A 26,453-nucleotide genomic window follows, 5' to 3' on the forward strand; every position below is an offset into this window, starting at 1 on the left:
GGTCCTGATCGTCTCGTGCCGGGGCGCGCTTCGCCTCCTGCGCGGGTGCGAAGTGCCTCGGCCGTGAGGCTGAGCCGGGGGATTCAGCCGAAACTCACCAGCGAGAGCCAGGTGTCGAGGAACGCCGTGTCGCCCGTGCGCTTCGCGGTGGTGGCCGGCACGCGGCCGTAGGCGATCAGCAGCAGGTCGGTCAGCGGCGCCTCGACCGTCACGGCCGGGTTCTCGACGGCGCCGCGGTGCCACGTGGGCAGGTCGCCGGTGAGGTCGACGGTCCACGACGCCGCGTGGTCCGTCGGCGCGAGGTGGACGGTGTGGCCGGGTCCCTGCAGCGCGCGGCGCTCCGGGAAGTAATCGAACATCACCGGCAGGCAGCCGAGTTCGAGCCACTCGTCGAGGGTGTCGTGGGCGAGGTCGCCGTCGAGCTCGAAGCGCTGCCCGAGGGCGAGCGTCACGTCGGCGCGGTGCATGGCCGTCTCGTGCAGGAAGCGGCGGGCGTAGAACGCGGCCCGCGGCGCTCCGGCGGGGACGGGGGTCCAGACCTCGGCGTCGGGCCCGGCTTCGCGCAAGGTCGTCGCCAGGGCCTCGGCGCCGTCGGTGAGCCAGCTGCCCGGCCGGACTTCGTGGCCCGGATTGCGCAGGTAGTCGTCGGCGGGGGCCTCGGAGGCACGCGTGCGCACGATTCCCTCGGCGTACCGGTGCCCCGCCCCGACGTGGTTGAGCAGCTGGCCCAGGCTCCAGTCCGGGCACGCGGCGATTCGTGTTGCGAGGTCAGCGCCGGTTGCGGTGGTCCGCAGCAGCTCGGTCTGCGCCACGATCTCGGCGGCCCGGCGTTCGAAGTCCATGGTGGCGTCCTTCCGGTTCGGTTCACCATGGAGTCGGAGCCGGGGCCGCCGACCGGACACGGTGGGTCAGGCTTCTTCCGGGGCCGGATCGATCGCGACGGACCGCGCGAGCGACTCCAGTGGCGCGAGGGCGTCGAGGCGGCCTTGCAGCGTGGCGGTCAACGCGTCGAAGGCGTCGCTGCACAGCGGGACGCGCAGCGGCGGGTTCTCCCGGGTGGACAGGTCGTGGATCGCGCCGGCGACCTTGCCGGGGTCGCCCTGGTAGAGGTCCAGGCCCGCGGTGCGGAAGTAGCCGCGCACGGCCGCGACCGCGCCCTCCTGGTAGGCCGGGTTGCCCTCGGGGAAGCTCGCCGAGTGGTGGAAGTCGGTGCGGATGGCGCCCGGCTCGACGATGGTGACGCGGATGCCGAACTGGGCCACGTCCTGGGCGAGCGACTCGCTGAAGCCCTCCAGGCCCCACTTGACCGCGTTGTAGACGGTGTTGCCCGGGAAGGCCATCTGGCCGCCCATGCTGGAGATCTGGAAGATGTGCCCGCCGCCGTGCTCGCGCAGCGCGGGCAGCACGGCGCGCGTGATCGCGATCGGTGCGTGCAGCATTGTGGTGAGCTGGCTCTGTACGAGCTCGGGGCTCTGGTCCTCGAGTGCGCCGATCACGCCGAAGCCGGCGTTGTTCACGACCACGTCGAGCGGTCCGCGGGCCAGCACCCGGCCGACGACGTCGTCGATCGCCGCGAGGTCGCCGACGTCGAGCTGCTCGACCTCGATCTGCGAGCCGTACTTCTGCGCGAGGTCGGCCATGCTCTCGCGCCGCCGGACCGCGGCGACGACCCGGTCACCGCGATCCAGCACGACCTCGGTCAGCGCCCGGCCCAAGCCTCGGGAGGCGCCGGTGACGAACCAGCGACGGACAGCACTCATCTGCCTCCAGTAACTCGCGCGGTGGGGGAAGTCGAGCGCGAGGCTAGGAGGAGCTGGTCCGCGGTGGCACCGGCGGTGTGGTGACCGAGGCTTTCGGGAACACGTTGTGTCCGTCGGGCCACCGCGTTTCCTTCGCGGGCCCCGGAAGTGCGCGACTGTGCTACTCACTTCGACAGCTACGCCGTGCGGTCTCAGGAAGTGACCCGGTAGGTCAGGTGCGTCATCGTCGGGGTGGTGACGACGTCGGTGCGCTCCAGCGTCACGCGGTGGTCGGCGAGGTCGTCGAACAGGCGCACGCCCTCGCCGAACAGCAGGGGCACGAGGTGCAGGCGCAGCTCGTCGACGAGTCCGAGGCGCAGGTACTGGTCGATCGCCGAGCCGCTCATGACCACGACGTCGCGGTCGCCCGCGGCCTCGCGCGCTTGGGCCAGCGCGGCTTCCGGGCCGTCGGTGACGAAGGTGAACGTGGTCTTCCCGCGCTCCAGCGGTTCGGCCGCGCGGTGGGTGAGGACGAACGCCGGTCGCTCGAAGGCGCCGTCCGGGCCCCAGACGTCGATGCCCATGTCGAACGTGGTGCGCCCGAGCACGAACGCGCCGGTGTCGGTGAAAAACTCGGCCATCACGTCGTGGTCGGTCTCGTTGCCGTGCGCCATCCACGTGTGCAGCAGCTCGCCGTCGCGGCCGAGGCGGTTGTCGGTGTCCGTGCCCGGGCCGGCGACGACCCCGTCGAGCGACATGCTGATCTCCGCGACGACCTTCCCCATCGGACTACTCCTTTGTGGTCCCGGTGTTCGTGGTCCCGGTGTTCGTGGCTCCGGTATTCGCAGCGGTAATCCAAGCGTCGCCCCATTCCGCATCGCGCGCGGCGCGGTAGCGGGGACCGTGGCGTTTGGACACGGTGACGCCGGAAGCGAGGCCATCCACCGTACACAGGTCGAGCTGCACGAAGCCTTTGTGCTTGCGCGGGTGCCGCAGGATCCGCGCGTCGGCGCGGTCGGCTGTGACGCCCGCCGGCGCCGCGACGACGTAGGAGAACTTCTCGTCCTCGAACCCCAGCGTGCCCGCTTTGATGCGCCGGTGCACGCCACTTCGCGGCAGGCGCGCGGCGAAGTGGCACCAGTCCTCGCCGGGTTTGATGGGGCACTCGCCGTCGTGCGGGCAGGGCGCGAGCACCGTGTGGCCGAGGCCGCGCAGCACGTCGCGAGCCGCGCGGATGCGGTCGAACCCGGCGGGCGTGCCGGGTTCGACCAGCGCCACCGCGCCACCCGACGCGGCGAGCCAGCGCACCACCTCGTCGCGCGTGCGTTCCGGCAGCTCGCCCAGGACGTACGACAGAGTCACCAGGTCGGCCGCCGGCAGCGGTGACGCCGGGTCGATCAGCCCGCGCTGCCACGTCGCCCCGCGGACCGCCGCGTCTTCGGCGCTCGCCGCGAGCTTGCGGCCCAGGGTGAGCGCGCCGGCGACCTGCTCGACGACGGTGCACTTCTCCAGCGTCGGCCACGCGCGGGCCGCGGCCCAGATGGCTGCGCCCGTGCCGCCGCCGATGTCGAGCTGTGTGCGCGGCGCGAACCCGGGGGCGGCCGCGGCCACTTCGCCGAGCGCGGAGCTGACGGCCGCGTACGTCGCCGGCATGCGGTAGCCCGCGTAGGCGGCGACGTCGAGCTCCGAGGTGAGGATCGGCGCCGTCGCGGCTTCGCCGGAGCGGTAGCGCGAGCTGAGCTTGTCGACCGCCTGGGCGAGCCGGGATTCGGGGAAGCGGCCGAGCTCGTCGTCGAGGGCGGTTCGCAGGTCTTCGGGGAGGTGCGCCACGACCGAGAATTCTCCCACGCCCGATTTGTCCCCCAAGCAGCTGCCTGACCTGCTAGTTTCGGCCGCGGGAAAAAAGTTCGGGCGCCTTGTCGATCCAGCGGCCGCCCGTTCGACGCAGGGGTGACGGCAAAACCGAAGAGAGAGGATCTCCCAAATGCGGTTCATGGTGATCATGAAGGCGAGCGAAGAGTCCGAGGCCAACCAGCTGCCGACCACCGAGATGCTCGCCGAGATGGGGAAGTTCAACGAGGAGCTCGTGCGGGCGGGCGTGATGCTCGCCGGTGAGGGCCTCACGTCGAGCGCCGAAGGGGCGCGCGTGCGCTTCGCGGGCAACGCCGAGCCGACCGTGATCGACGGCCCGTTCGCCGAGAGCAAGGAGCTCGTGGCGGGCTTCTGGATCCTGCAGGTGAAGTCGAAGGAAGAGGTCATCGAGTGGGTGAAGCGCGTGCCCAACACGGACGGCGCGCACCACGAGATCGAGATCCGGCGCATCGCCGAGGCCGAGGACTTCGGCGACAACCTGACGCCTGAGCTGCGTGAGGCCGAGGAGAAGCTGCGCGCGGAAGCGGCGAAGAACGCCTGATGCGCTTCCTCGTGATGGTCAAGGCCAACGCCGACTCCGAGGCCGGCGTCATGCCGAGCGCCGAACTGATGGCGCAGATGTCGAAGTTCAACGACGAGCTGGCGGCGTCGGGGCACCTCGTGCAGGCCGAGGGCCTCGCGCCGAGTTCGCAGGGCGCGCGGCTGGTCTACTTCGACGGCGAGCCGCAGCCGCGGGTGGTCGACGGGCCGTTCGCGGAGACGAAGGAGCTCGTGGCCGGGCTGTGGATCCTGCAGGGGGAGTCGGTGGCGGAGATCGTCGAGCTGCTCAAGCGCGCGCCGAACCCCGACCTGCAGGCGGGGGTCGTGGAGATCAGGCCGCTCGTTCCGTGACGCCGCGCCCGCCCGAGGCTTGCCCTCGGGCGGGCCAGCCTGTCTGATGGGCTCCGTGGAGACGCACGGTGCCGTGGAGGCGGTCTGGCGGATCGAGTCGTCGCGGGTGATCGCGGGACTCGCGCGGATGGTGCGCGACGTCGGGCTCGCGGAGGAGCTCGCGCAGGACGCGCTGGTCGCGGCGCTGGAGCAGTGGCCGGAGACCGGCGTGCCGCGCAACCCCGGCGCGTGGCTGATGACCACGGCCAAGCGCCGCGCGATCGACCAGTTCCGCCGCAACGAGACGTTCGGCCGCAAGCTCGACGAACTCGGCCGCGAGCAGCAGGCCTTCGAGCCGGACCTCGCCGACTTCGACGCGGTCCTCGACGAGGAACACATCGAGGACGACATCCTCCGGCTGGTCTTCACCGCCTGCCACCCGGTGCTGCCCACCCAGGCGCGCGTCGCCCTCACGCTGCGCATGCTCGGCGGGCTCACCACCGACGAGATCGCCCGCGCGTTCCTCGTCAAGGAATCCACTGTGGCGCAACGGATCGTGCGCGCGAAGAAGGCGCTGGCCGACGCGAAGGTGCCCTTCGAGGTCCCCGTCGGCGAAGAGCGCATGGCCCGCCTGTCGTCCGTGCTGGAGGTCATCTACCTGATCTTCAACGAGGGCTACTCCGCCACCCGCGGCGACGACTGGCTGCGCCCCGGCCTGTGCGAGGACGCCCTACGGCTGGCCCGCGTGCTCACGGGACTCATGCCGACGGAGCCCGAGGTCCACGGCTTGGCGGCGCTGCTGGAGATCCAGGCTTCGCGCTCGGCCGCGCGGACGGGTCCGTCCGGGGAGCCGGTGTTGCTGCTGGAACAGGACCGGGGCCGGTGGGACCAGTTGCTGATCCGGCGTGGGCTCGCGGCGCTGGCGCGTTCGGAGGAACTGGCCGAGGGCGCGTACGGGCCTTATTCGGCGCAGGCGGCGATCGCGGCGTGTCACGCGCGGGCGCGCGTGCCGGAGGAGACGGACTGGACGCGGATCGCCGCGCTGTACACCGGGCTCGCGCAGCTGACACCTTCGCCGGTGATCGAGCTGAACCGGGCGGTCGCGGTGTCGATGGCCGAGGGGCCGGAAGCCGGTCTTGAGCTCGTGGACAAGCTGAAGGACGAGCCGGCGTTGAAGAACTACCACCTCCTGCCGAGCGTTCGGGGGGATTTCCTGGTGAAGCTGGGCCGGCTGGCCGAAGCGAAGGCGGAGTTCGAGCGGGCGGCGGACATGACGGGGAATGCCCGCGAACGCACGCTGTTGTTGGACCGAGCGGCGGCTTGCTGAACGTTCGTCAAGCCTCCACGAACACGATCCGCTCCGGCGGCACGAGAAGTTTCACCGTCTGCCGCTTCACCTCCACCAGCGTGGCGAGCTCCGTCGACTGTCCATCCGGGACGGTGAACAGCCGGTCGTCGCGTGTGTCGAGGAAGTGGGCGAAGCCGGCGAGCGAGACCCCGCCCGTCTCGTCCAGGGCGAGGTAATCCGCCAGCCGGCGGAACAGCTTGGGCAGCAGTACGAGCTCATCCTGCAACTGGGCCCGAGAACGGAGCCGGAAACCCGAAGTGGTCACGTCCGAAGCCCACACGCCGCTGCCCGACGCGCGGGCCGACACCGCAGCGTCCGCGAGAGTCTGGCGCAGATCCACGTACAACAGCGAATAGAACGTCGGATACGTGAGACCCTCGGAGACGAGCTGGAAGTTCACCGAGTTCTTCAACGTCTTCGTGTCGAGGAACACCTCACTGCCGTCCACGGAACGGCCGGGCCGCTGGCCCGGGAAGGAGAACGCGACCGCCCGCCCGTACTTGTCGGCGAAGCGCGTGAGGATGTGGCCCGAGACCTTCTCCGGCTTCGCGGCCGTGACGATGCCGTCTTCGCCGCGCGTGACGGAGGTGAAGCCGAGCAGCGACACGAGCCGGTCGGCCGCGGCGGCGCCGAGGGAAGCCGGCTGGTGCAGCATCTCGCCGCCGCGCGGCCGGTAGTGGGTTTCGAGCGCGTCGATGGCGTCGAGGCGCAGCTGCATGCCGCCGCGGGAGTTGAGGCGGACGCGCAGGCCGGCCTTCTTCGTCGCGGCCGGGTCGTCGGGGTAGAACCGCACGGAGTCGCCGTCCGGTGCGGCACCGAGGAGCTGGAACGTGCCTTTGATCAGCGTCAGTGGCATGTGCACCACGGTAGGTCGCGCGGAGCCGGGTGTGTCCGGTTTTCATCCGGACAGCCCAGTCACCGCCCACAGTGGACGGTGACTGGTTGCCCCGAAAAGAGCAATTCCCGTCAGGGGATCATGAAACCGAGCACGGTCGCCTGCAGCAGTGAGATCACGCCGACCACGGCGGTGAGCGCGAGTGACCACAGGAACGTCTGGCGCAGCAGTGATCCTTCCTTGCCGCTCTGCCCGATCGCCGTCGCGCCGATCGACAGGTTCTGCGGCGAGATCATCTTGCCCATCACGCCGCCGGACGTGTTCGTCGCGCCGGCCAGCACGGGGTTGAGGTGCAGCTGCTGGGCGGAGATCACTTGCATGGGACCGAAAAGGCTGTTGGTCGACGCGTCGGAGCCGGTCAGGAACACGCCGAGCCAGCCGATGTAGGCGGAGAAGATCGGGAACAGCACGCCGGTCGTGGCCAGCGCGAGGCCCAGCGTCTGCGTGGCGCCGGAGTAGTTCATCACGAACGCGATGGCGAGGATCATGAAGATCGTCGCGAGCGCCCAGCGCATCTGGTGCAACGTGGCGCGGTACGTCCGCACCAGTTGCTTCGGCCGTGCGCCCATCGCGAAGCCGGCGATCACCGCGGCGATGAGGGCGACCGTGCCGGGGGAGAAGAGGAAGTCGACGGTGAACGTCGCCGCGTACGGCGTGTCCTTCGGCGTGATGGGCGCGTGCTGGATCACGTGGTTGTGCAGCCCCGGCCACGCGAACACCCAGTCGGCCTTGTGCAGCAGCTTCGTGAGGTCCAACCACACGGGCAGGTGCGCGAAGATCGTGCCGATGCGCGACAGGAAGATCGCGAGGATCAGGATCACGTACGGAGTCCACGCGTAGAGCGCTCCGCGTTCGGCCTTCGCCGCGCCCAGGCTCGCCGACGTTTTCACCGGTTCTTCGCCCTCGAAGCGCCACACGGTTTTCGGCTGCCAGAACCGCGTGAGCACGTAGAGCGCGGCCATCGCGGCGAGGGCGGCGAGCACGTCGACGAGGCTCGCGCTGATGTAGTTCGACGCCGCGAACTGCATGAACGCGAACGCCAGCCCGGCCGTGACGACGGCGGGCCAGACCTCCAGCATCTTCTTCCAGCCGGCCAGCACGACGATCAGGAACGCCGGGATGATCACGGCCAGGAACGGCACCTGCCGCCCGACCATCGACGAGAACGCCGCCGTCGCGTCTTCCGGCTTGAGGTGCATGATCGGCCCGGTGAGGCGGCCGAGCACGATCAACGGGTTCCCGAGCCCGCCGAACGCCACCGGCGCCGTGTTCGCCAGCAGGGCCAGCACCACGGCCTTCACCGGCGGGAACCCGAGCGCCGCCATCATCGCCGCCGTGATCGCGATCGGCGACCCACCACCCGCGACGCCCTCCAGCAACGCCCCGAAGCTGAACGCGATCAGCAACGCCTGCAGCCGCCGGTCCTCACTGAACCCGGCGAGCACGCGCTTGATGCTGTCGAAGCGGCCCGTGGTCACCGTGACGTTGTGGAAGTACACGGCGTGGAACGCGATCCACGCCACCGACCACACCCCGAAGACCACGCCCATCACGGCGGAGTCGAGCGCGAGCCCCACCGGCATCCGGTAGAGCAGCAGCGCCACCCCGAGCGCCGTGACGAGCGCCAACGCCGCCGACAGGTGCGCCGACAGCTTCACGACACCCAACGCCACCAGCAACACGATGATCGGCAGCGCGGCGAGCAGCGCGGACACCCACAGCCCGCCCGCCGGTTGGTAATCCTGGATCCAGGTCACGCGTCAGCCCCTTCGCTGATCCGCCCGGCCCTCCCGACGGCGGCGGTTCCGGGAGACCCAGGGTCTTTCGTTTCCTTCCCGGCCACGGCGGACGCCGAGCCGGCCTACGCTGGCGGCGGGTGTCAGGTCGTTGCGGACTGCGGTGCGGAGTCGACCGCGGCGCGTGCCAGCTGAGGGGTCGAGCCGGGTGCGGTGACAGCGGGCTCGATGCTTCGGGTTGTGCGCTTCGTCGGATGTCCGGCCGATGGCCTACCGGCTCCGGACGTACCCCAGCCGGAGCGACAGCGCCGCGGCAGTCCCCGCCACGGTCGCGCCCAGTTCCTCCACGCGGCGCAGCACGCGCGGGGCCGGGCCGGCCACGCTGATGGCCGCGATGGGGCGGCCCGAGTGGTCGCGGACGGCGGCGGCGACGCAGCCGACGTCGGGCTCGTTCTCGACGTCGTCGATGGCCCAGCCGCGGCGGCTGGTGCGGGCGAGGTCGTCGAGGAGGCGGCCGGGGTCGATGATGGTCTTGAGCGTGAGGCTGTCGAGCTTCATCCGGCGGACGCGCTCAACCCGGTCGATCTCGGGCAACGCCGCGAGCCAGGCCTTGCCCAGCGACGTCGCGTGCTGCGGGCGGCGCGTGCCGAGGCGGCAGGCGAGCGTGACGGCGCTGGCGCTGCGTTCGGTGGCGACGTAGACCATGGTGTCGTTGTCGGGCACGGCGAGGTACGTCGTCTCGCCCGAGCGTTCGGCCAGCGACGCCAGGTAGCGCGGCGCGCAGCGGTGCAGGTCGGTCGCGGCCATCGCGCGGGCGCCGAGCTCGACGAGGCGGGTGCCGAGGCGCACGCGACCGGTCACGGTGTCCGCTTCGAGGTATTCGAGCCGCTTGAGGGTGCCCACGATGCGGTACGCCGCGCTGCGCGAGAGCCCCAGTTGCCTCGCGATCGCGTTGGTGGAAATCTCCTGGTGCTGCCCCACGTGCTCCAGCACCGCGAGCCCGCGCTCCAGCGTGCCGCTCTGGTCCAGCCCTCGTTCCGTCACGTCGATCGCCCCTTCGCCCAAATTCCCGCTCACCGGCACGTGTTTCCGCTAAGCGGGGTTGGACGCTAACAGCTCCGATGTATGGACGGAAGATCTTGACCTACTTTCGTATTGTGGCAGGTCAAGGTTGCCCTGAATGGTTCAACCTCCGATCGTTAGGACGACTAACAAAGCATTCCACGCAACAACAATCGCCTTCTCAGCAAAACCACAGCGCCGCCCGGGTAAACAGTCCGAACAGGACAGACGATCCGGGGTGAGCGAAACGAGGAGCGAACACCGGACCCGAACCGGAAATCGTTACCCTGCGTACGTGAGGGTGCGAGCGGTGATCGGTATCCGGATGCGGACCACGGCCGTCGCGGTGGTGGTGCTGGCGCTGGCCATCGCGGTGGCGTGCGTGGTCGTCGTCGTGCTGCTCGAAGAGTCGCTCGACCGCAGCGTGACGGAGAGTGCGCGCAGCACCGGCCGCCAGGTCGCCATCCAGCTCGTCCGCGAAGGCTCGCGCGACCTGTCCGCGAGCGACGTCGCCAGCACCGGCGACACCGAGGCCGTCACGCAGGTGCTCGACAGGACCGGCCGGCCCATCGCGGGCGACCCCGCCATCACCGGCCACCCGCCGCTGACCGGGGACCGGCCCGCGCCCGGCCAGGAAACCGTCGAGACCCTGCCGCTGGACCTCAACGGCGACGGCGCCGACTACCGCGTCGTCTCCCAAGGCGTCCGGGGGCCGGGCGGGCCCTACACCGTCATCTCGGCGAGATCCCTCGAACCCGTCACCGAAGCGTCGACCCGGCTCACTCTCCTCCTGGCCCTGATTTCCCTGCCGCTGCTCGCCATCGCCGGGTTCGCCGTCTACCGCTCCGTCGGCGCGGCCCTGCGGCCGGTGGAACGCATGCGCCGCACCGTCGCCGAAGTGTCCACAAGAGACCTCACCGCGAGAGTTCCGTTGCCGCCCGGCAACGACGAGGTCCACCGCCTCGCCGTGACCCTCAACGAGATGCTCAACCGCCTGCACTCCGCCCAAGCCGCGCAACGCCGGTTTGTCGCCGATGCCAGCCACGAGCTGCGCAGTCCACTCTCGACGATCAGCACCGCCCTCGACGTCTCCGGCCGCCACCCCGAGACGACCGGTGAGCTCGTCCCCGTCATCACCCGGGAAACCGCGCGCCTGCGCGAACTCGTCGACGACCTCCTCATGCTCGCCCGCACCGACGACACCACCGAGCGCCCCGCGACGACCGAAGTGGACCTCGACGACATCGTCCGCGCCGAGGCCCACCGCATCCGCGCCGAAGGTCCCATCAAGATCGAGGTCCGCGCCGGGCCGGCCAAGGTCCGGGGCAGCGAAGCTCAGCTGAGACGGGCCGTGCGCAACCTCGTCGACAACGCCCGCGGTCATGCCCGCGAACGCGTCCGCATCGCCAGCTGGGTCCACGAAACCACCGCCGTGGTCGAGGTCAGCGACGACGGCCCCGGTGTCGCCCCGGAGGATCGCGAGCGCGTCTTCGAACGGTTCGTCCGGCTCGACGCTTCGCGCCAGCGCGGCCACGGCGGCACCGGCCTCGGCCTCCCGATCGTCGCGGGCATCGCCGCGCGCCACGGCGGCCAGGCGTCCTACGTGGACGTCACCGACCCCAGCTACCCGGGCGCCCACTTCCGGATCGAACTGCCCCGCCTCGAGGAGGACTGACCGTGCGGCTGCTGATCGTCGAGGACGAGCGCGAGCTCGCCGAAACCCTGCGGCGGGGACTCGTCGCGGAGGGCTTCACCGTCGACGTCGTCCACACCGGACCCGACGGCCTGTGGTCGGCCACCGAGCACGACTACGACACCGTCGTGCTCGACATCATGCTCCCCGAGCTCTCCGGCTACGAAGTGCTCAAACGCCTGCGCGCCAAGGAGAACTGGACTCCGGTTCTCATGCTGACCGCCAAGGACGGCGAGTACGACGAGGCCGACGCGTTCGACCTCGGTGCCGACGACTACCTGTCCAAGCCGTTCTCCTTCGTCGTCCTCGTCGCGCGGCTGCGGGCATTGCTCAGGAGAGGCGCCCCCGCCCGCCCCGCCGTGCTCGCGGCCGGCGACCTCAAACTCGACCCCGCCGCGCGCACCGTCCACAGGGGAGAGCAGCGCATCGACCTGACCGCGCGCGAGTTCGGCCTGCTCGAGTTCCTGCTCCGCCGCCAGGGCGCGGCGCTCACGAAGAACGAGATTCTCGGCCACGTCTGGGACGCGCACTACGAGGGCGACGAGAACGTCGTCGAGGTCTACGTGGGGTACCTCCGCCGCAAGATCGACGCGCCGTTCGGCACCCACACCATCGAGACCGTCCGAGGGGTCGGCTACCGGCTCGTCACCTGAGCGAACTCTTCCTGAACACCCACCAGCCCGGCTTTCCTGGTACGGGCGTGCCAGTGGATGCTGTGCCCGTGGCTACCGGCACCCTGGTCAGCAGTGCGCCCTCCGTGGAGCAGGGCGAGCTGATCACCTTCACGTACACGACGCCCCAGTCGTCGGTGACCCCGAAGAACTGGGTCGGGCTCTACTCCGACCCGGGCGACGGCCCCGTCGACCAGTCCTACGTCGGCCCGTCGACGCTGCGGGAGTACACCCCGCCGGCGAGCGGCACCGTCTCGTTCTCCACCGGCTCGCTCGGCCCCGGGAACTACGTCGCGTTCTACCTCGCGAACGACGGCTACGCCTGGCTCGCCGAACCTGTGCGCTTCGTCGTGCGCCCGACGCCACAGACACCACCGCCCGTGTACCAGGGCGCGTTCGGCCGCAGCGGGCGCGGGCCGGCGCAGTTCAGCAGCCCGGCCGGCCTCACCGTCGACCCGCGGGGCCAGATCTGGGTCGCCGACACCGGCAACGACCGCGTGCAGGCCTTCACCCGCGACGGCCGCCTGGTGCGGGTCCTCGCCGGCCGGTTCAAGGCGCCGCAGGCCGTGGCCGTGGACCACGCCGGCAACGTCTACGTCGCCGACACCGGCAACAACCGCGTGGTCCAGTACTCCTGGTGGGGCGGCTTCGTGCGCGAGGACGGCGCCGGGCAGCTGGACAACCCGCGTGGCGTCGCCATCGACACCGCGGGCCGGCTGCTGGTCTCGGACACCGGCCACCAGCGCGTGGCCCGCTTCGACACCCTCACCGGCAAGGCGCTCACCGACATCACCGAGAAGGTCAGCTCGCCGCAGGGCATCGTCAGCGACGGCGCCGGCGGCGCGTGGATCGTGCAGAACGGCCGCGCCGCCAGCGGCAGCGTCGCCGTGGTGCACTACTCGGGCGACGGAAAGGCGATCGGCTCCATCGGCGGCGGCCAGAACAGCGAGTTCGGCGGTCTGTCCAACCCCGCGGGCGTCGCGCTCAACACCCAGGGCGACGCGTACGTGACCGTCCCCGACTACGGCTGGGTCGCGCAGTTCCGCACCACCGGCCCGTACCGCGCGGAGTTCGGCACCGACGGGCCCGGCGCCTTGAGCTTCCCGCTCGGCGTGGCCGTCGACGCGCAGGGCCGCATCTTCGTGGCGGACACCGGAAACGATCGTATCGTCCACTTTGGAGCGAGAGCGTGAGCGAGTTCACCCGGCGCCGGGTCCTCGGTGCCGCCGCGGCGGCCGCGGCCGCGGCCGGATCGCTCGCGCTGCCGGAGAACGTCCGCAAGGCGCTGGCCGAGCCCGCGCGCCGGAAGGGACGGCTCGAGGACATCGAGCACATCGTGATCCTCATGCAGGAGAACCGCTCGTTCGACCACTACTTCGGCACCATGGACGGCGTCCGCGGCTTCGCCGACCCGCACGCGATGAAGCTGCCGAGCGGGAACTCCGTCTTCCAGCAGCCCTACAGCGGCCACCCCGACGGTTACCTGCTGCCGTTCCGCTACAACACGCGCACGACGAGCGCGCAGGCCACGCCGGGTCTCCCGCACGACTGGACCGACCAGCACACCGCGTGGAACAACGGGAAGCTGGACCGCTGGATCGAGGCCAAGGGCGCGAAGACCATGGCCTACTACGACCGCGACGACATCCCGTTCCACTTCGCGCTCGCCGAGGCGTTCACGGTCTGCGACCACTACCACTGCTCGGTGATCGGCCCGACGAACCCCAACCGGCTCTACCTGTGGACCGGGTGGATCGACCCGCACGGCACGGCCGGCGGACCCGCGAACACCAACTTCATGTCGTCGGACAACCCGGCGCTGTCCTGGAAGACCTACCCGGAGCGGCTCACCGAGGCCGGCGTCTCCTGGCGGATCTACCAGGAGGAGGACAACTACGACGACAACGCGCTGGCCTGGCTCCGCCAGTTCGCGGACGCGCCGAAGTCGTCGCCGCTGTACAAGAACGCGATGGTGAAGAAGTCGGCGGGCTGGTTCGAGCACGACGCCCGCAACGACAACCTGCCCGCCGTTTCGTGGCTGGTGGCGCCCTCGGCGCAGACCGAGCACCCGAACTGGATGCCCGCCGCCGGCGCGCAGTACATCGCGTCGAAGCTCGACGCGATCGCCGCCAACCCCGACGTGTGGGCCAAGACGGCGTTCATCCTCACCTACGACGAGAACGACGGGTACTTCGACCACGTCGCCCCGCCGACCCCGCCCGCCGGCACCCCGGACGAGTTCGTCGGCGGCGTGCCGATCGGCCTCGGTTTTCGCGTGCCGACCGTGGTGGTGTCGCCGTGGACGGCCGGTGGGTACGTGAGCTCGGAGACGTTCGACCACACGTCGTTGATCCGGCTGCTGGAGGCGCGGTTCGGGGTGCGGGAGCCGCACATCAGTGCCTGGCGCCGCCGGACCGTCGGTGACCTGACGTCGGCGTTCCGCTTCGATCGGCAGCCGGCGCGGTACCCGCGGGACAACCGCGCGTTGCACTACCCGGCGACGACGGCGGATCTGCTGCAGGCGCAGGTGCAGGTTCGGGACAATCCGGCGCCGTCGGTGCCGACCGGGCCGCAGTCGATGCCGAGCTGAGCCCGGCGCTACTGCGCGGAGCGGCCGAACTCGCCGTAGAAAGTCTCGCCCGCGAGCAGGGCTTGGTACGCGAGCGCCACCCGCCTGGCTTTGGACGGCCGAAGCCGTGGTTCCGCCGCGGCGAGGTCCAGGAACTCGAAGCCGCCGAGCTCGTCGCCGGCCGGTTCGATCGCGTGCACCTGCGCGGGGCTGAGGGTGCCGCCGTCGAAGATCAGCTGCAGGCTGTCGCGCCAGACGCCGTGGGTCGGCATCCAGTCGACGAGCAGCAGCCGCCCCAGCGCGAGGTCGAGGCCGAGCTCCTCGCGGACCTCGCGGTGGCAGGCCGCGAGCGGGGACTCGTCGTCCTCGACCATGCCGCCGGGGATCTCCAGGAACGGCTTGTACGTCGGGTCGACGAACAGCAGCCGACCCTCCCCGTCGCGCACGAGCGCGCCGGCGGCGACGTTCTTGCGGGGCAGCCGCCCGGCGATACCGGGGTTGAACTCGGCCTCCGGCTCGCCGTCGGCCTGCAGGTCGGCAGCGAAAACGGCCGGGTCGCCGCGGTGGTGGGGCTGTTCGTCGGTCACGGTGCCTCGCCGGCCAGGAGCGCGCCTCGGCCGGCGGACGCTGCTACGCGTCGATGATGCCCTAGCCCGCCGCGGTCAGTTCTTCGAGATCGCGGCGACCGCGCGGACCACCGCGGTGCAGCGGTTCTCCACGTACTCGAGCCCGCCCTCCTCCGCGATGCGCTTCGCCTCGGCGGAGACGATGCCCTGCTGCAGCCACAGCGCCTTCGCGCCGATGGCGACGGCGTCGGCAGCGATGCCCGGGGCCTCGGCGGCCGGGCGGAAGACGTCGACGAGGTCCACCGGCTCCGGGATGTCCTTGAGGGACCGGTAGACCTTCTCGCCGAGCAGCTCCGTGGCCGACGGGTGCACGGGGATGATGCGGAAACCGTGCGCCTGCAGCGTGGCGGGCACCCCGTGCGCGGCCTTCGCCGGATCGCGGCTCAGGCCGACCACCGCGATCGTCGTGGCGTTCGCGAGGATTTCTTCAGGTTGCATGATGGGGGAACGTTGTTGGCGAACAAGGGATTCCGCGTCAGCCGATCTTCGAGCCGTACATCTCACCCAGGTCGTCGGCGATGAGCTCGATGCGCGCGCCGTCCGGGTCGGTGAGGTAGATGGACGTGCCGCTCTCTTCGAGGTACTTCACGCCGGCCTTGTCGAGACGGGTGCGCGCGGCGGCCCAGTTCTCCGGCGTCAGCGACAGCGCGAGGTGGTGCAGGCCGCCGAGGACCTCCGCGTACGGGCCGAGGTCGAGGCCCGGCAGGTCGAAGAACGCGACCGCGTTGCCGTTGCCGACGTCGAAGAAGAAGTGGCTGGAACCCGGGTAGTCCCGGTTCTCGATCAGTTCGGTGAGCGGGAAGCCGAGCACGTCCTGGTAGAACCTGATCGTCCGCTCGACGTCGCTGGAGAGCAGGGCGGTGTGGTGGATGCCGCGGCCCGCGGTCGTGGGCCGGACGGCGGCCGGGTGGAGGTGCTTGTCCCGCAGCTGGTCACGGGCTTCGGCGAGCTTCGCGACTTCGGTCTCGGTGGGTGCCATCTCCGGTCACGTCCTCTCAGGGGGTTGGTGCTTCAAAAGCTACTCCTCATATGTCTCGCGCGCAAGAAGTTTCTACGCGAGAGATTGCATCGTGCCGTTCAGTGGAACGAACGCCTTGGCCGGGGCCGGCTCGTCCGGGAGAGTCCGTCGGCGTGGAGCACCTGCACGAAGTCGTCGACAGCCTGGCCCGGGCCCACGAACGGCGGGAGCCCGTCGAGCCGTTCGCGGGTGGCACGGCCGAGGACGCCTACCGGGTCCAGCTCGCGCTCGTGCGGCGCTGGGTCGAGGCCGGCGACGTCGTGCGCGGCCACAAGGTGGGGCTCGCGTCGGCCGCGATGCAGCGGCAGATGGGCGTGGACCAGCCCGACTACGGCCACCTCACCGCGTCGATGTTCCACCTCGAACACCAGCCCATCCCGGCAGGCTTGTTCCTGCAGCCGCGGATCGAGCCGGAGATCGCGTTCGTGCTCGGCGCGCCCCTGCGTGGACCGGGCGTGACGGTGGCCGACGCCGTGCGCGCTGTCGACTTCGTGCTGCCGGCGCTGGAGATCGTCGACTCGCGCATCCGCGACTGGCGCATCTCGCTGTTCGACACGATCGCCGACAACGCGTCTTCCGGTGGTGTCCTGCTCGGCAGCCGCCCGACCGCCCTGGGTGACGTGGACCTGCGGCTCACCGGCTGCACCCTGCACCTGAACGGCACGCTCGCCGCGACCGGCGCCGGCGGGGCCGTGCTGGGCTCGCCGGTGAACGCGCTGGTGTGGCTGGCCAACACCGTCGGCCCGCTCGGCGTGACGCTGGAGCCGGGCCACGTGGTGCTGCCGGGGTCCATGACCCGCGCGTTTCCGGTGGCGCCGGGCGACACGGTCGTCGCGACGATGGCGGGGCTGGGCAGCGTGACCGCGGTGTTCGCGGCGGAGGAGGACCCGTGTTCGTAACGGACGAGATGCTCACGGCTCCCGTCGCCGCCAGGATGCGGGCGCGGCCGGTGCTGGTTTTCCGCCTGCGTCGGGGCTTGGCAGGGCCAGGCGTGGTTGCACTTGAGGCTGTTTCGCGCGTGTACGGCGGTATCGCGCTGCTTGAGGAGGATGTCCTGGTGGCCGTCCGGCTCGGTCCGGTGGGGGTTTCGCCCGAGGGGTTCGACCTCACGATGGAAGCGGTGCTGCTCGAAGTCGACGGGCAGATCGTCGACACGGCCACGGGCGCGGCGGTGGGATATCAGGCGATCGAGGGCGTTGCCGCCGAGGAGGGCCTTCTCGTGGCCACGGAAGGCTTGACCGGGCCCGTCGCCGTGGGTTCCCGCGTGGCGGCGCACTTCACGCACCTCGGTGTCGTCACGCTTTAGCCGCCACCCGCGCGATGCCGTCGAGCACCCGGGACCAGATGGGTTCCGGCAGGTCGTGGCCCATGCCCGGGACGACGTCGAGGTCGGCGCGCAGGGCGCGGGCCGTGGCGCGGCCGCCGGAGACGTGGACGAGCGGGTCGCGCGCGCCGTGGACGACGAGCGACGGAAGCGTGAGGCGGCGCAGGGCGGCGGTGCGGTCGCGGGTCGAGAGGATCGCAGCGAGCTGGCGCGCGGCACCGCCCGGGTTGACGCCGCGGTCGAAGGTGCGTTCGGCGCGTTCGCGCATGCGCTGCTCGTCGAAGGGGTAGCCGGGGGAGCCGATGAGACGGAAGGTCTTGACCAGCAGCTCGACGTACTCCGCCCGGCTGCGCGGCTGCGGCGCGAGCATCGACGCGGCCGCGCGCGGGCTCGGGTGGCCGATCAGGCGGCTGCCGGTGGTGGACATGATCGACGTCAGCGACCGGACGCGCCCCGGGTGCCGGATGGCGAGCGTCTGCGCGATCATGCCGCCCATCGACGCGCCGACGACGTGGGCGCGCTCGATGCCGAGGGCGTCGAGCAGGCCGGCGGTGTCGTCGGCCATGTCGGCCACCGAGTACGGCGCCGCGCGCAGCAGGTAGGCCCGCACGACGTCGGCGCGCCCGGACATGCGCTGCGAGCGCCCGGCGTCGCGGTTGTCGAAGCGCACCACGCGAAACCCGCGCGCGGCGAGCTGCTCGCAGAAATCGTCGTCCCACCAGGTCATCGGCGCGGCGAGCCCCATGATCAGCACCAGCGGCGGTGCCGTCGCGGCGCCGAACTCCTCGTGGCAGAGGGTGATGCCGTTGGCCTGGGTGGTCGACTCGGTCATGGTCTCTTCTTACCAATCCGACCAGAAGTAGGCGGGCGCCCGGCCGCACGTTACCGCGCCTGGCAACCATTCCCGCCGTGACTGTGGTCGGGTTGGTAAGCAACGGCACAGTTCAGTGCGTGCGCGTGTACCGGGCGCGCAGGAACGGGCCGAACTCCGCGGCGTCGCCCATCTTCACGTCGATCTCGTGGGTGAGGACGTCGTTGTCCGGGGTCAGCCGGTGCCGCGCTACGCCACGCGGGGTGCGCTTTTCGAGGTGCAGGGTTCCCTCGCGCCACTCGCCGCGCCCGGGCTCGGGCGGGAAGCCGTAGCTGTCGAAGCCGTACCAGAGCGTCTCCTGGGTGGCCGGGTCGACGGTGAAAACGTTGTGGCCCAGGAAGGTGCTGCCGTCCTCGCGCGTCTGGGTGTACTCCTCCACCACCGCGAACCCGTCCAGCGCGCCTCGGTAGGTGGCAGTCGCCTTCGCGGTGGCCGTCGGTGCCCAGGCCGAGGCCGCGAGCTCCTCCACGCCGGCCCAGTCCCCGATCAGAGCCTTGAGTTCCTCGTGCGCTGGGGTGATTTCGGGCATCTCCATGACTTCTCCTTTCGACAGGTACCTGTCAATATGGCACGCTAGCACGATGACCCGCCGCGCCGAGCGCCTCACCCAGCTCGTCAACGACGTCTTCCTCACCAACGGCACCCTCCTTGCGACGGGCGACGCCCTCACCGCGCCGGACGGCCTCACCGCCGCCCAGTGGCTGGTCCTCGGCTTCCTCGAAGACGGCCCCACCACGGCCGCCGACCTGGCCCGCCGCCGCGGCCTACGTCGCCAGAGCGTCCAGGAGACGGTGAACCGCCTGCTGCGCAACGGAATGCTCACGCGCGCCCCGAACCCCGCCGATGCGCGCGCGCCGCTTCTGGAGCTGACGCCCGTGGCTCGGTCGGCCCTCCGCGACCTCGGCGCCCGTCAGGCGCGGTGGGCGGACGATGTGGCTTCGGGGCTGTCACCCGAGGACGTGGAGGTGACGCTTCGGACGCTCGCGGCGTTGCGGGCCCGCCTCACCGAGCCGACGTGACCCGCCTGACCGTGCCACCGCCCTTCGCCGCGGCAACGGCCGCCCGCGAGGGCGACGCGGGCAGGCGCTGGGTGAAGTCGCTGCCGGACTTGGCGGCGGAGTTCCTGGAGCGCTGGTCGTGCCCCGTGTCGGGGCCGGTGTTGCACGGCTTTGTCGGCCTGGTGGTCCCCGCCGTCCGCGCGGATGGCACCGAGGTCGCGCTCAAGCTGGGGTTCCCGTCACCGGTGAACACCGCCGAGCCAGTGGCACTGGCCGCGTGGCAGGGCAACGGCGCGGCTCGCCTCCTGGAACGCGACGACAACCGATTCGCGATGCTGCTCGAACGGCTGCAGCCCCTGGCAAAGCCGGACCCGGCCCCGTTCACCACGGTCGGCCGCCTCGCCCGGCGGTTGGCCATCCCCGCCCCGCCCGGCTTGCCGTCGTTGGCGGACAAAGCGCTCGGCTGGAACTTGCCCGGGCACGCCAAGCGGCTCGGATCTCCGTTGCCGGCACGAATCATCGACGCCGCGGTGGCCGGCGTCCGCGACCTCGCGGCCGAGTGCCAGACGACGCTGCTCCACGGTGACCTGCACTTCGGCAACATCATGCGCAGCCACGACGAACCGCGGGTCATCGATCCCGACGGGCTGGCCGGCGACCCGGAGTTCGAGCTGCTCCCCGTATTACGCGGCGACTGGCCCGCGGTCACGGCGGAAGTCAGCTTGCGCCAGGCCGTAAACCGGCGGATCGCGGAGTTCGCCGCGGCAGCCGAGGTCGACCGTGAACGGGTGCGTCGTTGGACGCAGGCCCGCGCGGCCGAGTCGGCCCTGTGGTCAAGGCACCTGCGCGAACCGGCCGCCGTCACCGCCGTCGTCGACACCCTGGCCGCCCTGCTCGTCTAAACCAGTTGACCGCCCCCGCGGCAACCAGGTTGAGTACCGCCCAGCACCCTCACCACACAGGACAGGAGGTGGACGCCATGTTCGGCTACTCGGTCGCGCGTTCCCACCTCCGGCTGAGGGTGCCGAGGGCCTGACGGGAGCGCGGAACTCCCGGAAGGAAACACATGACCGACCTGGTCGTGCGCCCGCTCGTCGCGGGTGAGGAGCGTCTGTTCACCGACCTGCCCGCCACCCAGGGCATCGGCAGTGCCCTGCTCGGGCGGGACTACGAAAAAATGGCGAAACGCCGCGAATACCGTCCCGAGTGGACCTGGGTCGCGACGCGAAACGGCGAGCCCGTGGCCCGCGCGGCCTGGTGGGCGAGCGAAAAAGACGAAGCACCCCTGGCCCTCGACTGGTTCGATTTCACCGACCTCGAAGCCGGCATCGAAGTCCTCCGCCGAGCGCCGTTCCGCACCGAGTACTCCCTCACCGTCCCGCCGGGCTGGCGCGAAGACCCGGCCGTAAAACCCGAGGTCGAAAACCGCATCCAAGCCGCCACCGCCGCCGGGATGGAGGTGCTCGTCGAGCGGTACCGCTACACCTGGACCACCGCGAACGGGCTCCCCGGGAAACCCGGCCGTCTCGAGTTCCGCGCGGAACCCGACGACGACAAGCTCCTCGAAGTCTTCCGACGCGTCCACCAGAGCAGCCTCGACGCGCACGTCCGCCGCACCACCGCGCAGCACGGGCTCGACGCGGCGGCGCGAGAAGACCTCGACCTCCTGCGCTGGCTCCCCAGCCCGCGCGACTGGTGGCGGCTCGCGTACACCCCACACGGCGACCTCGTCGGCCTCACCATCCCCGCGCGGAACCCGAGCGCGCCGATCGTCGCGTACGTCGGTGTGGTGCCGGAGCACCGTGGGCACGGATACGCCTACGACCTGCTCGTCGAGGCCACCCACGAGCTCGTCGGGTACGGCGCGGAGAAGATCGTCGCCGCCACGGACGTCACGAACGGACCCATGGCGGCGGCTTTCGCGAAAGCCGGTTATCCCGTGAGCTACCACCGCATCGACCTGGTGTGAGTGCCGACCAGGCGTTACTCTCTCGCTAGAGCGATCTATCAAATCGCACGAGGGGGCGAACGACGATGCCGGAGAAAGGTCTTGCCGCACTCCGCGTGATCCTGGCGTTCACGCTGCTCACGACCACCTTCCACTACGCGCACAACGTCATCCGCGCGCAGGACTACCCGCAGATCCCGGGGATCCCCGTGCTCGCGGCGCAGATCGTGGTCGCGTTCGGGTGGGTGTTGTTCACGGCGTTCGGGTTGGCCGGCTATCGGCTCTATGTGAAGGGCCGGTACTGGCGGGCGCTGGGATTCCTGCTGGTCTGCTCCTTGGGTGGCCTGGTCGGCGCGGGCCACTTCCTGGTGGGCGTGCCGCAGATCCCGGCGTTCTGGTTCGCGACGATCTTCACCGACACGGCGGCCGCGATAGCGTTGTGGCTCTTCGTGTCCTGGGCGGCGGCGCGGCTCAACCGGGTGAGTGTCGGAGATCAAGCGTCTACACAACATTGACGCTAGTCACTAATATGTAGACAATCAGGGAGTGACCACCACCACGACTGTGACGTTCGAGCGCCATCCGGACACCTACCGGCACTGGAAGCTCAGCGTCGACGGCGAGGTCGCCTGGCTCGAGATGGACGTCGACGAGCAAGGCGGCCTCGTACCCGGCTACGAGCTGAAGCTGAACTCCTACGACCTCGGCGTGGACATCGAGTTCTACGACGCCACGCAGCGCCTGCGGTTCGAGCACCCCGAGGTCAAGGCCGTGATCGTGACGAGCGCCAAGGACAAGGTGTTCTGCGCGGGCGCCAACATCCGGATGCTCGCGTCGTCGCCGCACGAGTGGAAGGTGAACTTCTGCAAGTTCACCAACGAAACCCGCAACGGCATCGAGGACGCCACCGAGTTCTCCGGTCAGCGGTACGTCGCGGCGGTCAACGGGAGCTGCGCGGGTGGCGGCTACGAGATCGCGCTCGCGTGCGAGAAGATCCTGCTCGTGGACGACAACTCGTCGACGGTCGCGCTGCCCGAGGTGCCACTGCTCGGCGTGCTACCCGGCACTGGAGGCCTCACGCGCGTGGTCGACAAGCGCCGGGTGCGCCGCGACCTCGCCGACGTGTTCGCCACGCGCTCGGACGGTGTGAAGGGCAAGACGGCCGTCGACTGGCGGCTGGTCGACGAGCTCGTGCCCCGCGTGGGGTTCCGCGAGTCCGTACTGGCGCGGGCGCAGGAGCTGGCCGCCGAGTCCGAGCGCCTGCCGGGCGAGAAGGGCGTGCCGCTCACGCCGTTGGATCCCGAGGTCACCGACGACGGCATCAAGTACCGCTTTGTCGACATCACCTACGACCGTCCCGCCTCGCTCGCGACGATCACCGTCCGCGGCCCCGAGGGCGAACCCGGTGACTTGCACGCCGAGGGCGCCGACGGCTGGCTGCTGCGCCTCACCCGCGAGCTCGACGACGCGATCCTCCGCTTGCGCGCCAACGAAACCGAGCTCGGCACGTGGGTCCTGCGCACCGAAGGCGACCAGGCGAAGGTCCTCGCTCACGAGCAGCAGGTGCTCGGCGCGAAAGACTGGCTGAGCACCGAAATCCTGCACTACTACAAGCGCACGCTGAAGCGCCTCGACGTCACCAGCCGCACGCTCGTCGCGCTCATCGAACCGGGCAGCTGCTTCGCCGGGGTGCTGCTGGAGCTCGCGCTCGCCGCCGACCGTCAGTACATCCTGGACGGTCCGCCGATCGACGACGAGGATTCGGAAGAACGCGCGTCGATCACCTTGTCGGAAGCCAACTTCGGCCCGTTCCCCATGGGCAACGGACTCACCCGCCTGCAGTCGCGCTTCTACGGCGACGACGACCACCTCTCCTGGCTGGTTCGCGAGCGCGACCACGCGCTGACGCCGGCCGAGACCGTGGAGCTGGGCCTGGTCACCGACGCGCCGGACGATCTCGACTGGGAGGACGAGATCCGCATCGCGCTGGAGGGCCGCGCCTCGCTGAGCCCCGACGCGCTCACCGGGATGGAGGCGAACCACCGGTTCGTCGGCCCGGAAACGATCGAAACGAAGATCTTCGGCCGCCTCACCGCGTGGCAGAACTGGATCTTCACCCGACCTAACGCTTCTGGTCCGGAAGGCGCGCTGCGCCGCTACGGTACGGGCCAGAAGGCGATCTTCGACAGGAAGCGGGTCTGAAGCGATGCCCGAGCGGATCGACTACGACGCCAAGATCCCCAACAACGTCAACCTCGCCGACGACCGGAGGTTGCAGCGGGCGCTGGAAGGCTGGCAGCCGAAGTTCATGAACTGGTGGGGCGAGATGGGCCCCACCCTGCAGACGCACGGCGTCTACCTGCGCACAGCCGTGAGCGTCGGGCGTGAGGGCTGGGCGCACTTCGACCACGTGAACGTGCCCGACTACCGCTGGGGCATCTTCCTCGCCGAGCGCGACCCCGACCGGCGCATCGCGTTCGGGGAGCACGCCGGAGAGCCCGTGTGGCAGCAGGTGCCCGGTGAGTACCGCGCCGACCTGCAGCGCCTGATCGTGATCCAGGGCGACACCGAGCCGGCGTCGGTCGAGCAGCAGCGGCTGCTGGGCCTGACCGCGCCGAGCCTGTACGACCTGCGCAACCTCTTCCAGGTCAACGTCGAAGAGGGCCGGCACCTGTGGGCGATGGTCTACCTGCTGCACGCCTACTTCGGCCGCGAAGGCCGGGACGAGGCGGAAGGCCTGCTGCTGCGCAACTCCGGCAGCCCCGACGCGCCGCGCATCCTCGGCGCGTTCAACGAGGAAACGGCCGACTGGCTGGCCTTCTTCATGTTCACCTACTTCACCGACCGCGACGGCAAGTACCAGCTCGGGACGTTGAAGGAGTCCTCCTTCGACCCGCTGTCGCGCACGTGCGAGTTCATGCTGAAGGAAGAGGCGCACCACATGTTCGTCGGCACCACGGGTGTCGACCGTGTGGTGCAGCGCTCGGCCGACCTCATCCGGGAGCACGACACGCTCGACATCGCCTCGCACGGCGGCATCCCGCTCGACATCATCCAGCGGTACCTGAACTTCCACTACACCGTCTCGCTCGACCTCTTCGGCAGCGAGACCTCCACGAACGCCGCGAACTACTACACCGCGGGCCTCAAGGGCCGCTGGCAGGAGACGCGGCGCAAGGACGACCACAAGCTCACCGACGACAGCCGCGACCTCGACCGCCCCAACGGCGACGGCACGTGGACCTCCGACGAGCTGCAGGCCATCCTGCTGCTCAACCTCGACCTGCGCGGCGAGTACACGGCCGACTGCCAGACCGGCGTCAACCGCTGGAACAAGATCCTCGCGGACGCGGACATCGACTTCCGCTTCAAGCTCCCGCACCCTGGTTTCAACCGCGAGGTCGGCATAAACTCCGGCCACCACATCACTCCCGACGGCAACATCGTCGACGAGGCCACGTGGGAGGCGAGCCGGCACCGCTGGCTGCCGACGGCCGAGGACCTGACGTTCGTCCGCTCGCTCATGCACCCGGTGTACGAGCGCGGGAAGATCGCCAGCTGGGTCGCACCGCCGAGGCAGGGCATCAACGGCAAACCGTTCGACTACGAGTACGTGCACCTCACCTAGAGGGGGCCCCATGGGCGGGTTCAACGCAGCCGAATACCTGTTGTCCCAGGGGCGTCCCGACGCACCCGCCGTGGTTTCCGCGCGGCGGACCCTGAGCTACGCCGAGCTGACCGACGAGGCCCACCGGGTCGCGTCGGGCCTGCGTTCCCTGGGCGTGCGCCCGGAAGAGCGCGTGATGTTCTGCATGGTCGACGACGTCGAGCTGCTCACGGGCATCCTCGGCACGATGCTGGCCGGCGCCGTCGCGGTGCCGGTGTCCACGATGGTCACGGGCCTCGAGCTGGGCAAGGTCCTGGCCGACTCGCGGGCGCGCGTGCTGTGCGTGTCCGGGGAGTTCGCGGCGCAGGCCGTCGGTGCGCTGGCGGCCGCGCCCGAGGTCACCGACGTGCTGCTGGACCGCGCGGAGGCGGCGGAGTTCCCCGCGGGCGTGGCCACGCACACGTGGGCCGAACTGACCACTGTGGACGATCTGGACCTGGAACCCGCTCGCACGTGGGAGGATTCGCCCGCGTTGTGGCTGTACACGTCGGGCACGACGGGCCAGCCGAAGGGCGCGATGCACCGGCACGCGAGCATCCGCGCGGTGTGCGAGACCTACGCGCACTCCATCCTGGCGACGACGCCGGCCGACCGGTTCCTGTCCGTGCCGAAGCTGTTTTTCGCCTACGGCTTGGGGAATTCGGCGTTCTTCCCGCTCGCGGCCGGCGGCACGACGCTGCTGGAACCCGCGCGGCCGACGCCGGCGTTGTTCGCCGCCCGCGCTCGCGCCGACAAGCCGACGTTGTTCTTCGGCGTTCCGACGTTCTTCGCCGGCGTGCTGGCCAGCGACGTCCCGGACGACTCGTTCGCCTCCGTGCGCTACGCCGTGTCGGCCGGAGAACCGTTGCCCGCCGCCATTTTCACGCGGTTCCGCGACCGCTTCGGCGTCGAGATCCTCGACGGGATCGGCTCCACGGAAGCGTTGCACATCTTCCTGTCCAACCGGCCGGGCTCGATCCGGCCGGGCAGCACGGGGACCGCCGTGCCGGGCTACGCCGTGGAGATCCGCGACGAGGACGGCGGGCTCATTGAGGGCCCCGGTCAGCCGGGTGAGCTGTTCGTGTCGGGCCCGTCGACGGCAATGGGCTACTGGGCGCGGTACGAGACCACGAAACGCGTGTTCCAGGGCGAATGGCTGCGCACGGGTGACAGCTACGTCCGCAATGAGGACGGCACGTTGACCTGCCTGGGCCGTTTCGGCGACATGCTGAAGGCGGGCGGGATCTGGGTGTCACCGTCCGAAGTGGAGGACCGGCTGCTGCAGCACCCGTCCGTCGCCGAGGTGGCCGTGGTGGCCGCGCCGGACGCGGACGGCCTCGACAAGCCGGTGGCGTGCGTCGTCGCGGCGCCGGGCTTCGCCGTGGACCCGGATGAGCTGATCGAGTTCTGCCGCGCGGGGTTGGCGGCGTTCAAACGGCCCCGAGGTGTGGTGGAGCTGCCGGAGCTGCCGAAGACGGCGACGGGCAAGATCCGCCGCAATGTGATCCGCGACCGGGTGCGCGAGTCGCTGCTCGTGGTTCCCGCCAAACCGTGATCGACTGGCCGG

At 70.4% G+C, this 26,453-nt stretch carries 28 protein-coding genes; 16 read left to right on the forward strand and 12 right to left on the reverse strand.

Annotation, left to right across the window (positions count from 1 at the left end):
• Window positions 1-83: 83 nt before the first annotated feature.
• The 4 genes from AB0878_RS23495 to AB0878_RS23510 form a co-directional block, all read right to left on the reverse strand.
• Complete coding sequence (locus AB0878_RS23495) at window positions 84-842, reverse strand: maleylpyruvate isomerase family mycothiol-dependent enzyme (RefSeq protein WP_366582387.1); 759 nt, start codon at window positions 840-842, stop codon at window positions 84-86.
• A 66-nt stretch (window positions 843-908) separates the two neighbouring features.
• Entirely contained in the window at window positions 909-1,760 is an 852-nt protein-coding gene (locus tag AB0878_RS23500) for an SDR family NAD(P)-dependent oxidoreductase (RefSeq protein WP_366582388.1), read from the reverse strand.
• A 191-nt stretch (window positions 1,761-1,951) separates the two neighbouring features.
• Window positions 1,952-2,524 carry a dihydrofolate reductase family protein gene (locus tag AB0878_RS23505; RefSeq protein ID WP_366582389.1) on the reverse strand — a complete coding sequence of 191 codons (573 nt, stop codon included), beginning with the start codon at window positions 2,522-2,524 and terminating at the stop codon, window positions 1,952-1,954.
• Window positions 2,525-2,528: 4 nt separating this feature from the next.
• Window positions 2,529-3,587: a small ribosomal subunit Rsm22 family protein gene (locus AB0878_RS23510; RefSeq protein WP_366582390.1), complete on the reverse strand. Its 1,059-nt coding sequence runs from the start codon at window positions 3,585-3,587 to the stop codon at window positions 2,529-2,531.
• A 136-nt stretch (window positions 3,588-3,723) separates the two neighbouring features.
• Between AB0878_RS23510 and AB0878_RS23515 the strand changes: the two genes are divergently transcribed.
• The 3 genes from AB0878_RS23515 to AB0878_RS23525 are packed head-to-tail and all read left to right on the forward strand — an operon-like array spanning window position 3,724 to window position 5,808.
• Window positions 3,724-4,152, forward strand: coding sequence for a YciI family protein (locus tag AB0878_RS23515; protein ID WP_366582391.1), 429 nt, complete (start codon window positions 3,724-3,726; stop codon window positions 4,150-4,152).
• Complete coding sequence (locus AB0878_RS23520; RefSeq protein WP_366582392.1) at window positions 4,152-4,502, forward strand: YciI family protein; 351 nt, start codon at window positions 4,152-4,154, stop codon at window positions 4,500-4,502. Before AB0878_RS23515 ends, AB0878_RS23520 begins: the two co-directional genes overlap by 1 nt.
• 46 nt (window positions 4,503-4,548) lie before the next feature.
• On the forward strand, window positions 4,549-5,808 hold the full coding sequence (locus tag AB0878_RS23525; RefSeq protein WP_366582393.1) for an RNA polymerase sigma factor: 1,260 nt from the start codon (window positions 4,549-4,551) through the stop codon (window positions 5,806-5,808).
• A 7-nt stretch (window positions 5,809-5,815) separates the two neighbouring features.
• On the opposite strand, the gene AB0878_RS23530 is transcribed toward AB0878_RS23525, so the two are convergent.
• From AB0878_RS23530 to AB0878_RS23540, 3 genes are all read right to left on the reverse strand, one after another.
• Window positions 5,816-6,685, reverse strand: a complete 870-nt coding sequence (locus tag AB0878_RS23530) for a nuclease (RefSeq protein ID WP_366582394.1) — start codon at window positions 6,683-6,685, stop codon at window positions 5,816-5,818.
• Between the two features lie 110 nt (window positions 6,686-6,795).
• Window positions 6,796-8,481 carry an L-lactate permease gene (locus tag AB0878_RS23535; protein ID WP_366582395.1) on the reverse strand — a complete coding sequence of 562 codons (1,686 nt, stop codon included), beginning with the start codon at window positions 8,479-8,481 and terminating at the stop codon, window positions 6,796-6,798.
• 249 nt (window positions 8,482-8,730) lie between these two features.
• Window positions 8,731-9,504 carry an IclR family transcriptional regulator gene (locus AB0878_RS23540; protein WP_366582396.1) on the reverse strand — a complete coding sequence of 258 codons (774 nt, stop codon included), beginning with the start codon at window positions 9,502-9,504 and terminating at the stop codon, window positions 8,731-8,733.
• Window positions 9,505-9,817: 313 nt separating this feature from the next.
• Between AB0878_RS23540 and AB0878_RS23545 the strand changes: the two genes are divergently transcribed.
• The 4 genes from AB0878_RS23545 (at window position 9,818) to AB0878_RS23560 (ending at window position 14,476) form a co-directional block, all read left to right on the forward strand.
• Window positions 9,818-11,197 (forward strand): HAMP domain-containing sensor histidine kinase, encoded by a 1,380-nt coding sequence (locus AB0878_RS23545; RefSeq protein ID WP_366582397.1) that lies wholly within the window; start codon window positions 9,818-9,820, stop codon window positions 11,195-11,197.
• A 2-nt stretch (window positions 11,198-11,199) separates the two neighbouring features.
• Window positions 11,200-11,868 (forward strand): response regulator transcription factor, encoded by a 669-nt coding sequence (locus AB0878_RS23550; protein ID WP_364049809.1) that lies wholly within the window; start codon window positions 11,200-11,202, stop codon window positions 11,866-11,868.
• A gap of 68 nt (window positions 11,869-11,936) precedes the next feature.
• Window positions 11,937-13,079: an NHL repeat-containing protein gene (locus tag AB0878_RS23555; RefSeq protein ID WP_366582398.1), complete on the forward strand. Its 1,143-nt coding sequence runs from the start codon at window positions 11,937-11,939 to the stop codon at window positions 13,077-13,079.
• The gene (locus tag AB0878_RS23560; protein ID WP_366582399.1) at window positions 13,076-14,476 is read left to right on the forward strand and encodes a phosphocholine-specific phospholipase C; all 1,401 of its coding nucleotides are present in this window, start codon (window positions 13,076-13,078) and stop codon (window positions 14,474-14,476) included. The genes AB0878_RS23555 and AB0878_RS23560 overlap by 4 nt, the downstream gene beginning before the upstream one ends.
• A gap of 8 nt (window positions 14,477-14,484) precedes the next feature.
• On the opposite strand, the gene AB0878_RS23565 is transcribed toward AB0878_RS23560, so the two are convergent.
• From AB0878_RS23565 to AB0878_RS23575, 3 genes are all read right to left on the reverse strand, one after another.
• On the reverse strand, window positions 14,485-15,042 hold the full coding sequence (locus tag AB0878_RS23565; protein WP_366582400.1) for an NUDIX domain-containing protein: 558 nt from the start codon (window positions 15,040-15,042) through the stop codon (window positions 14,485-14,487).
• Window positions 15,043-15,117: 75 nt separating this feature from the next.
• On the reverse strand, window positions 15,118-15,519 hold the full coding sequence (locus AB0878_RS23570; protein ID WP_220244722.1) for a CoA-binding protein: 402 nt from the start codon (window positions 15,517-15,519) through the stop codon (window positions 15,118-15,120).
• A gap of 37 nt (window positions 15,520-15,556) precedes the next feature.
• Window positions 15,557-16,060 (reverse strand): VOC family protein, encoded by a 504-nt coding sequence (locus AB0878_RS23575; RefSeq protein ID WP_366582401.1) that lies wholly within the window; start codon window positions 16,058-16,060, stop codon window positions 15,557-15,559.
• A 161-nt stretch (window positions 16,061-16,221) separates the two neighbouring features.
• Here AB0878_RS23575 and AB0878_RS23580 point away from each other — a divergent pair, with 161 nt between their 5' ends.
• Both AB0878_RS23580 and AB0878_RS23585 read left to right on the forward strand, forming a co-directional pair.
• Window positions 16,222-16,998 carry a 2-keto-4-pentenoate hydratase gene (locus tag AB0878_RS23580; protein ID WP_366582542.1) on the forward strand — a complete coding sequence of 259 codons (777 nt, stop codon included), beginning with the start codon at window positions 16,222-16,224 and terminating at the stop codon, window positions 16,996-16,998.
• Between the two features lie 8 nt (window positions 16,999-17,006).
• Complete coding sequence (locus AB0878_RS23585; protein ID WP_366582402.1) at window positions 17,007-17,405, forward strand: hypothetical protein; 399 nt, start codon at window positions 17,007-17,009, stop codon at window positions 17,403-17,405.
• Here the strand turns inward: AB0878_RS23585 and AB0878_RS23590 are convergent.
• Together AB0878_RS23590 and AB0878_RS23595 are read right to left on the reverse strand one after the other, a co-directional pair.
• Window positions 17,395-18,255, reverse strand: coding sequence for an alpha/beta hydrolase (locus AB0878_RS23590; RefSeq protein WP_366582403.1), 861 nt, complete (start codon window positions 18,253-18,255; stop codon window positions 17,395-17,397). The genes AB0878_RS23585 and AB0878_RS23590 overlap by 11 nt on opposite strands.
• A gap of 112 nt (window positions 18,256-18,367) precedes the next feature.
• Entirely contained in the window at window positions 18,368-18,829 is a 462-nt protein-coding gene (locus AB0878_RS23595) for a DUF1579 family protein (RefSeq protein ID WP_366582404.1), read from the reverse strand.
• Window positions 18,830-18,875: 46 nt separating this feature from the next.
• Here AB0878_RS23595 and AB0878_RS23600 point away from each other — a divergent pair, with 46 nt between their 5' ends.
• The 7 genes from AB0878_RS23600 (at window position 18,876) to AB0878_RS23630 (ending at window position 26,441) form a co-directional block, all read left to right on the forward strand.
• The gene (locus AB0878_RS23600; RefSeq protein ID WP_366582405.1) at window positions 18,876-19,313 is read left to right on the forward strand and encodes a MarR family transcriptional regulator; all 438 of its coding nucleotides are present in this window, start codon (window positions 18,876-18,878) and stop codon (window positions 19,311-19,313) included.
• Complete coding sequence (locus AB0878_RS23605; protein ID WP_366582406.1) at window positions 19,310-20,194, forward strand: aminoglycoside phosphotransferase family protein; 885 nt, start codon at window positions 19,310-19,312, stop codon at window positions 20,192-20,194. Before AB0878_RS23600 ends, AB0878_RS23605 begins: the two co-directional genes overlap by 4 nt.
• 164 nt (window positions 20,195-20,358) lie before the next feature.
• A complete protein-coding gene (locus tag AB0878_RS23610; RefSeq protein ID WP_366582407.1) occupies window positions 20,359-21,261 on the forward strand; it encodes a GNAT family N-acetyltransferase in 903 nt (300 codons plus the stop codon).
• 65 nt (window positions 21,262-21,326) lie between these two features.
• Entirely contained in the window at window positions 21,327-21,755 is a 429-nt protein-coding gene (locus AB0878_RS23615) for a hypothetical protein (RefSeq protein WP_366582408.1), read from the forward strand.
• Window positions 21,756-21,786: 31 nt separating this feature from the next.
• Entirely contained in the window at window positions 21,787-23,442 is a 1,656-nt protein-coding gene (gene boxC / locus AB0878_RS23620) for a 2,3-epoxybenzoyl-CoA dihydrolase (protein ID WP_366582409.1), read from the forward strand.
• Between the two features lie 4 nt (window positions 23,443-23,446).
• Window positions 23,447-24,868, forward strand: coding sequence for a benzoyl-CoA 2,3-epoxidase subunit BoxB (gene boxB, locus AB0878_RS23625; protein ID WP_366582410.1), 1,422 nt, complete (start codon window positions 23,447-23,449; stop codon window positions 24,866-24,868).
• 10 nt (window positions 24,869-24,878) lie between these two features.
• The gene (locus AB0878_RS23630) at window positions 24,879-26,441 is read left to right on the forward strand and encodes a benzoate-CoA ligase family protein (RefSeq protein ID WP_366582411.1); all 1,563 of its coding nucleotides are present in this window, start codon (window positions 24,879-24,881) and stop codon (window positions 26,439-26,441) included.
• The last annotated feature ends 12 nt before the right edge of the window (window positions 26,442-26,453 follow it).

The organism is Amycolatopsis sp. NPDC047767, assembly GCF_040704195.1.
In the GTDB taxonomy this organism is placed as follows: domain Bacteria; phylum Actinomycetota; class Actinomycetes; order Mycobacteriales; family Pseudonocardiaceae; genus Amycolatopsis.

What these genes read in the sequence shown, in the direction of transcription:
- AB0878_RS23595 (WP_366582404.1), bottom strand. Translation starts at nt 18,829, where the DNA reads ATGGAGATGCCCGAAATCACCCCAGCGCACGAGGAACTCAAGGCTCTG.
- AB0878_RS23495 (WP_366582387.1), bottom strand. Translation starts at nt 842, where the DNA reads ATGGACTTCGAACGCCGGGCCGCCGAGATCGTGGCGCAGACCGAGCTG.
- boxB (WP_366582410.1), top strand. Translation starts at nt 23,447, where the DNA reads ATGCCCGAGCGGATCGACTACGACGCCAAGATCCCCAACAACGTCAAC.
- AB0878_RS23585 (WP_366582402.1), top strand. Translation starts at nt 17,007, where the DNA reads ATGCTCACGGCTCCCGTCGCCGCCAGGATGCGGGCGCGGCCGGTGCTG.
- AB0878_RS23575 (WP_366582401.1), bottom strand. Translation starts at nt 16,060, where the DNA reads ATGGCACCCACCGAGACCGAAGTCGCGAAGCTCGCCGAAGCCCGTGAC.
- AB0878_RS23525 (WP_366582393.1), top strand. Translation starts at nt 4,549, where the DNA reads ATGGGCTCCGTGGAGACGCACGGTGCCGTGGAGGCGGTCTGGCGGATC.
- AB0878_RS23600 (WP_366582405.1), top strand. Translation starts at nt 18,876, where the DNA reads ATGACCCGCCGCGCCGAGCGCCTCACCCAGCTCGTCAACGACGTCTTC.
- AB0878_RS23630 (WP_366582411.1), top strand. Translation starts at nt 24,879, where the DNA reads ATGGGCGGGTTCAACGCAGCCGAATACCTGTTGTCCCAGGGGCGTCCC.
- AB0878_RS23570 (WP_220244722.1), bottom strand. Translation starts at nt 15,519, where the DNA reads ATGCAACCTGAAGAAATCCTCGCGAACGCCACGACGATCGCGGTGGTC.
- AB0878_RS23500 (WP_366582388.1), bottom strand. Translation starts at nt 1,760, where the DNA reads ATGAGTGCTGTCCGTCGCTGGTTCGTCACCGGCGCCTCCCGAGGCTTG.
- AB0878_RS23590 (WP_366582403.1), bottom strand. Translation starts at nt 18,255, where the DNA reads ATGACCGAGTCGACCACCCAGGCCAACGGCATCACCCTCTGCCACGAG.
- AB0878_RS23515 (WP_366582391.1), top strand. Translation starts at nt 3,724, where the DNA reads ATGCGGTTCATGGTGATCATGAAGGCGAGCGAAGAGTCCGAGGCCAAC.
- AB0878_RS23505 (WP_366582389.1), bottom strand. Translation starts at nt 2,524, where the DNA reads ATGGGGAAGGTCGTCGCGGAGATCAGCATGTCGCTCGACGGGGTCGTC.
- AB0878_RS23520 (WP_366582392.1), top strand. Translation starts at nt 4,152, where the DNA reads ATGCGCTTCCTCGTGATGGTCAAGGCCAACGCCGACTCCGAGGCCGGC.
- AB0878_RS23530 (WP_366582394.1), bottom strand. Translation starts at nt 6,685, where the DNA reads ATGCCACTGACGCTGATCAAAGGCACGTTCCAGCTCCTCGGTGCCGCA.
- AB0878_RS23610 (WP_366582407.1), top strand. Translation starts at nt 20,359, where the DNA reads ATGACCGACCTGGTCGTGCGCCCGCTCGTCGCGGGTGAGGAGCGTCTG.
- AB0878_RS23615 (WP_366582408.1), top strand. Translation starts at nt 21,327, where the DNA reads ATGCCGGAGAAAGGTCTTGCCGCACTCCGCGTGATCCTGGCGTTCACG.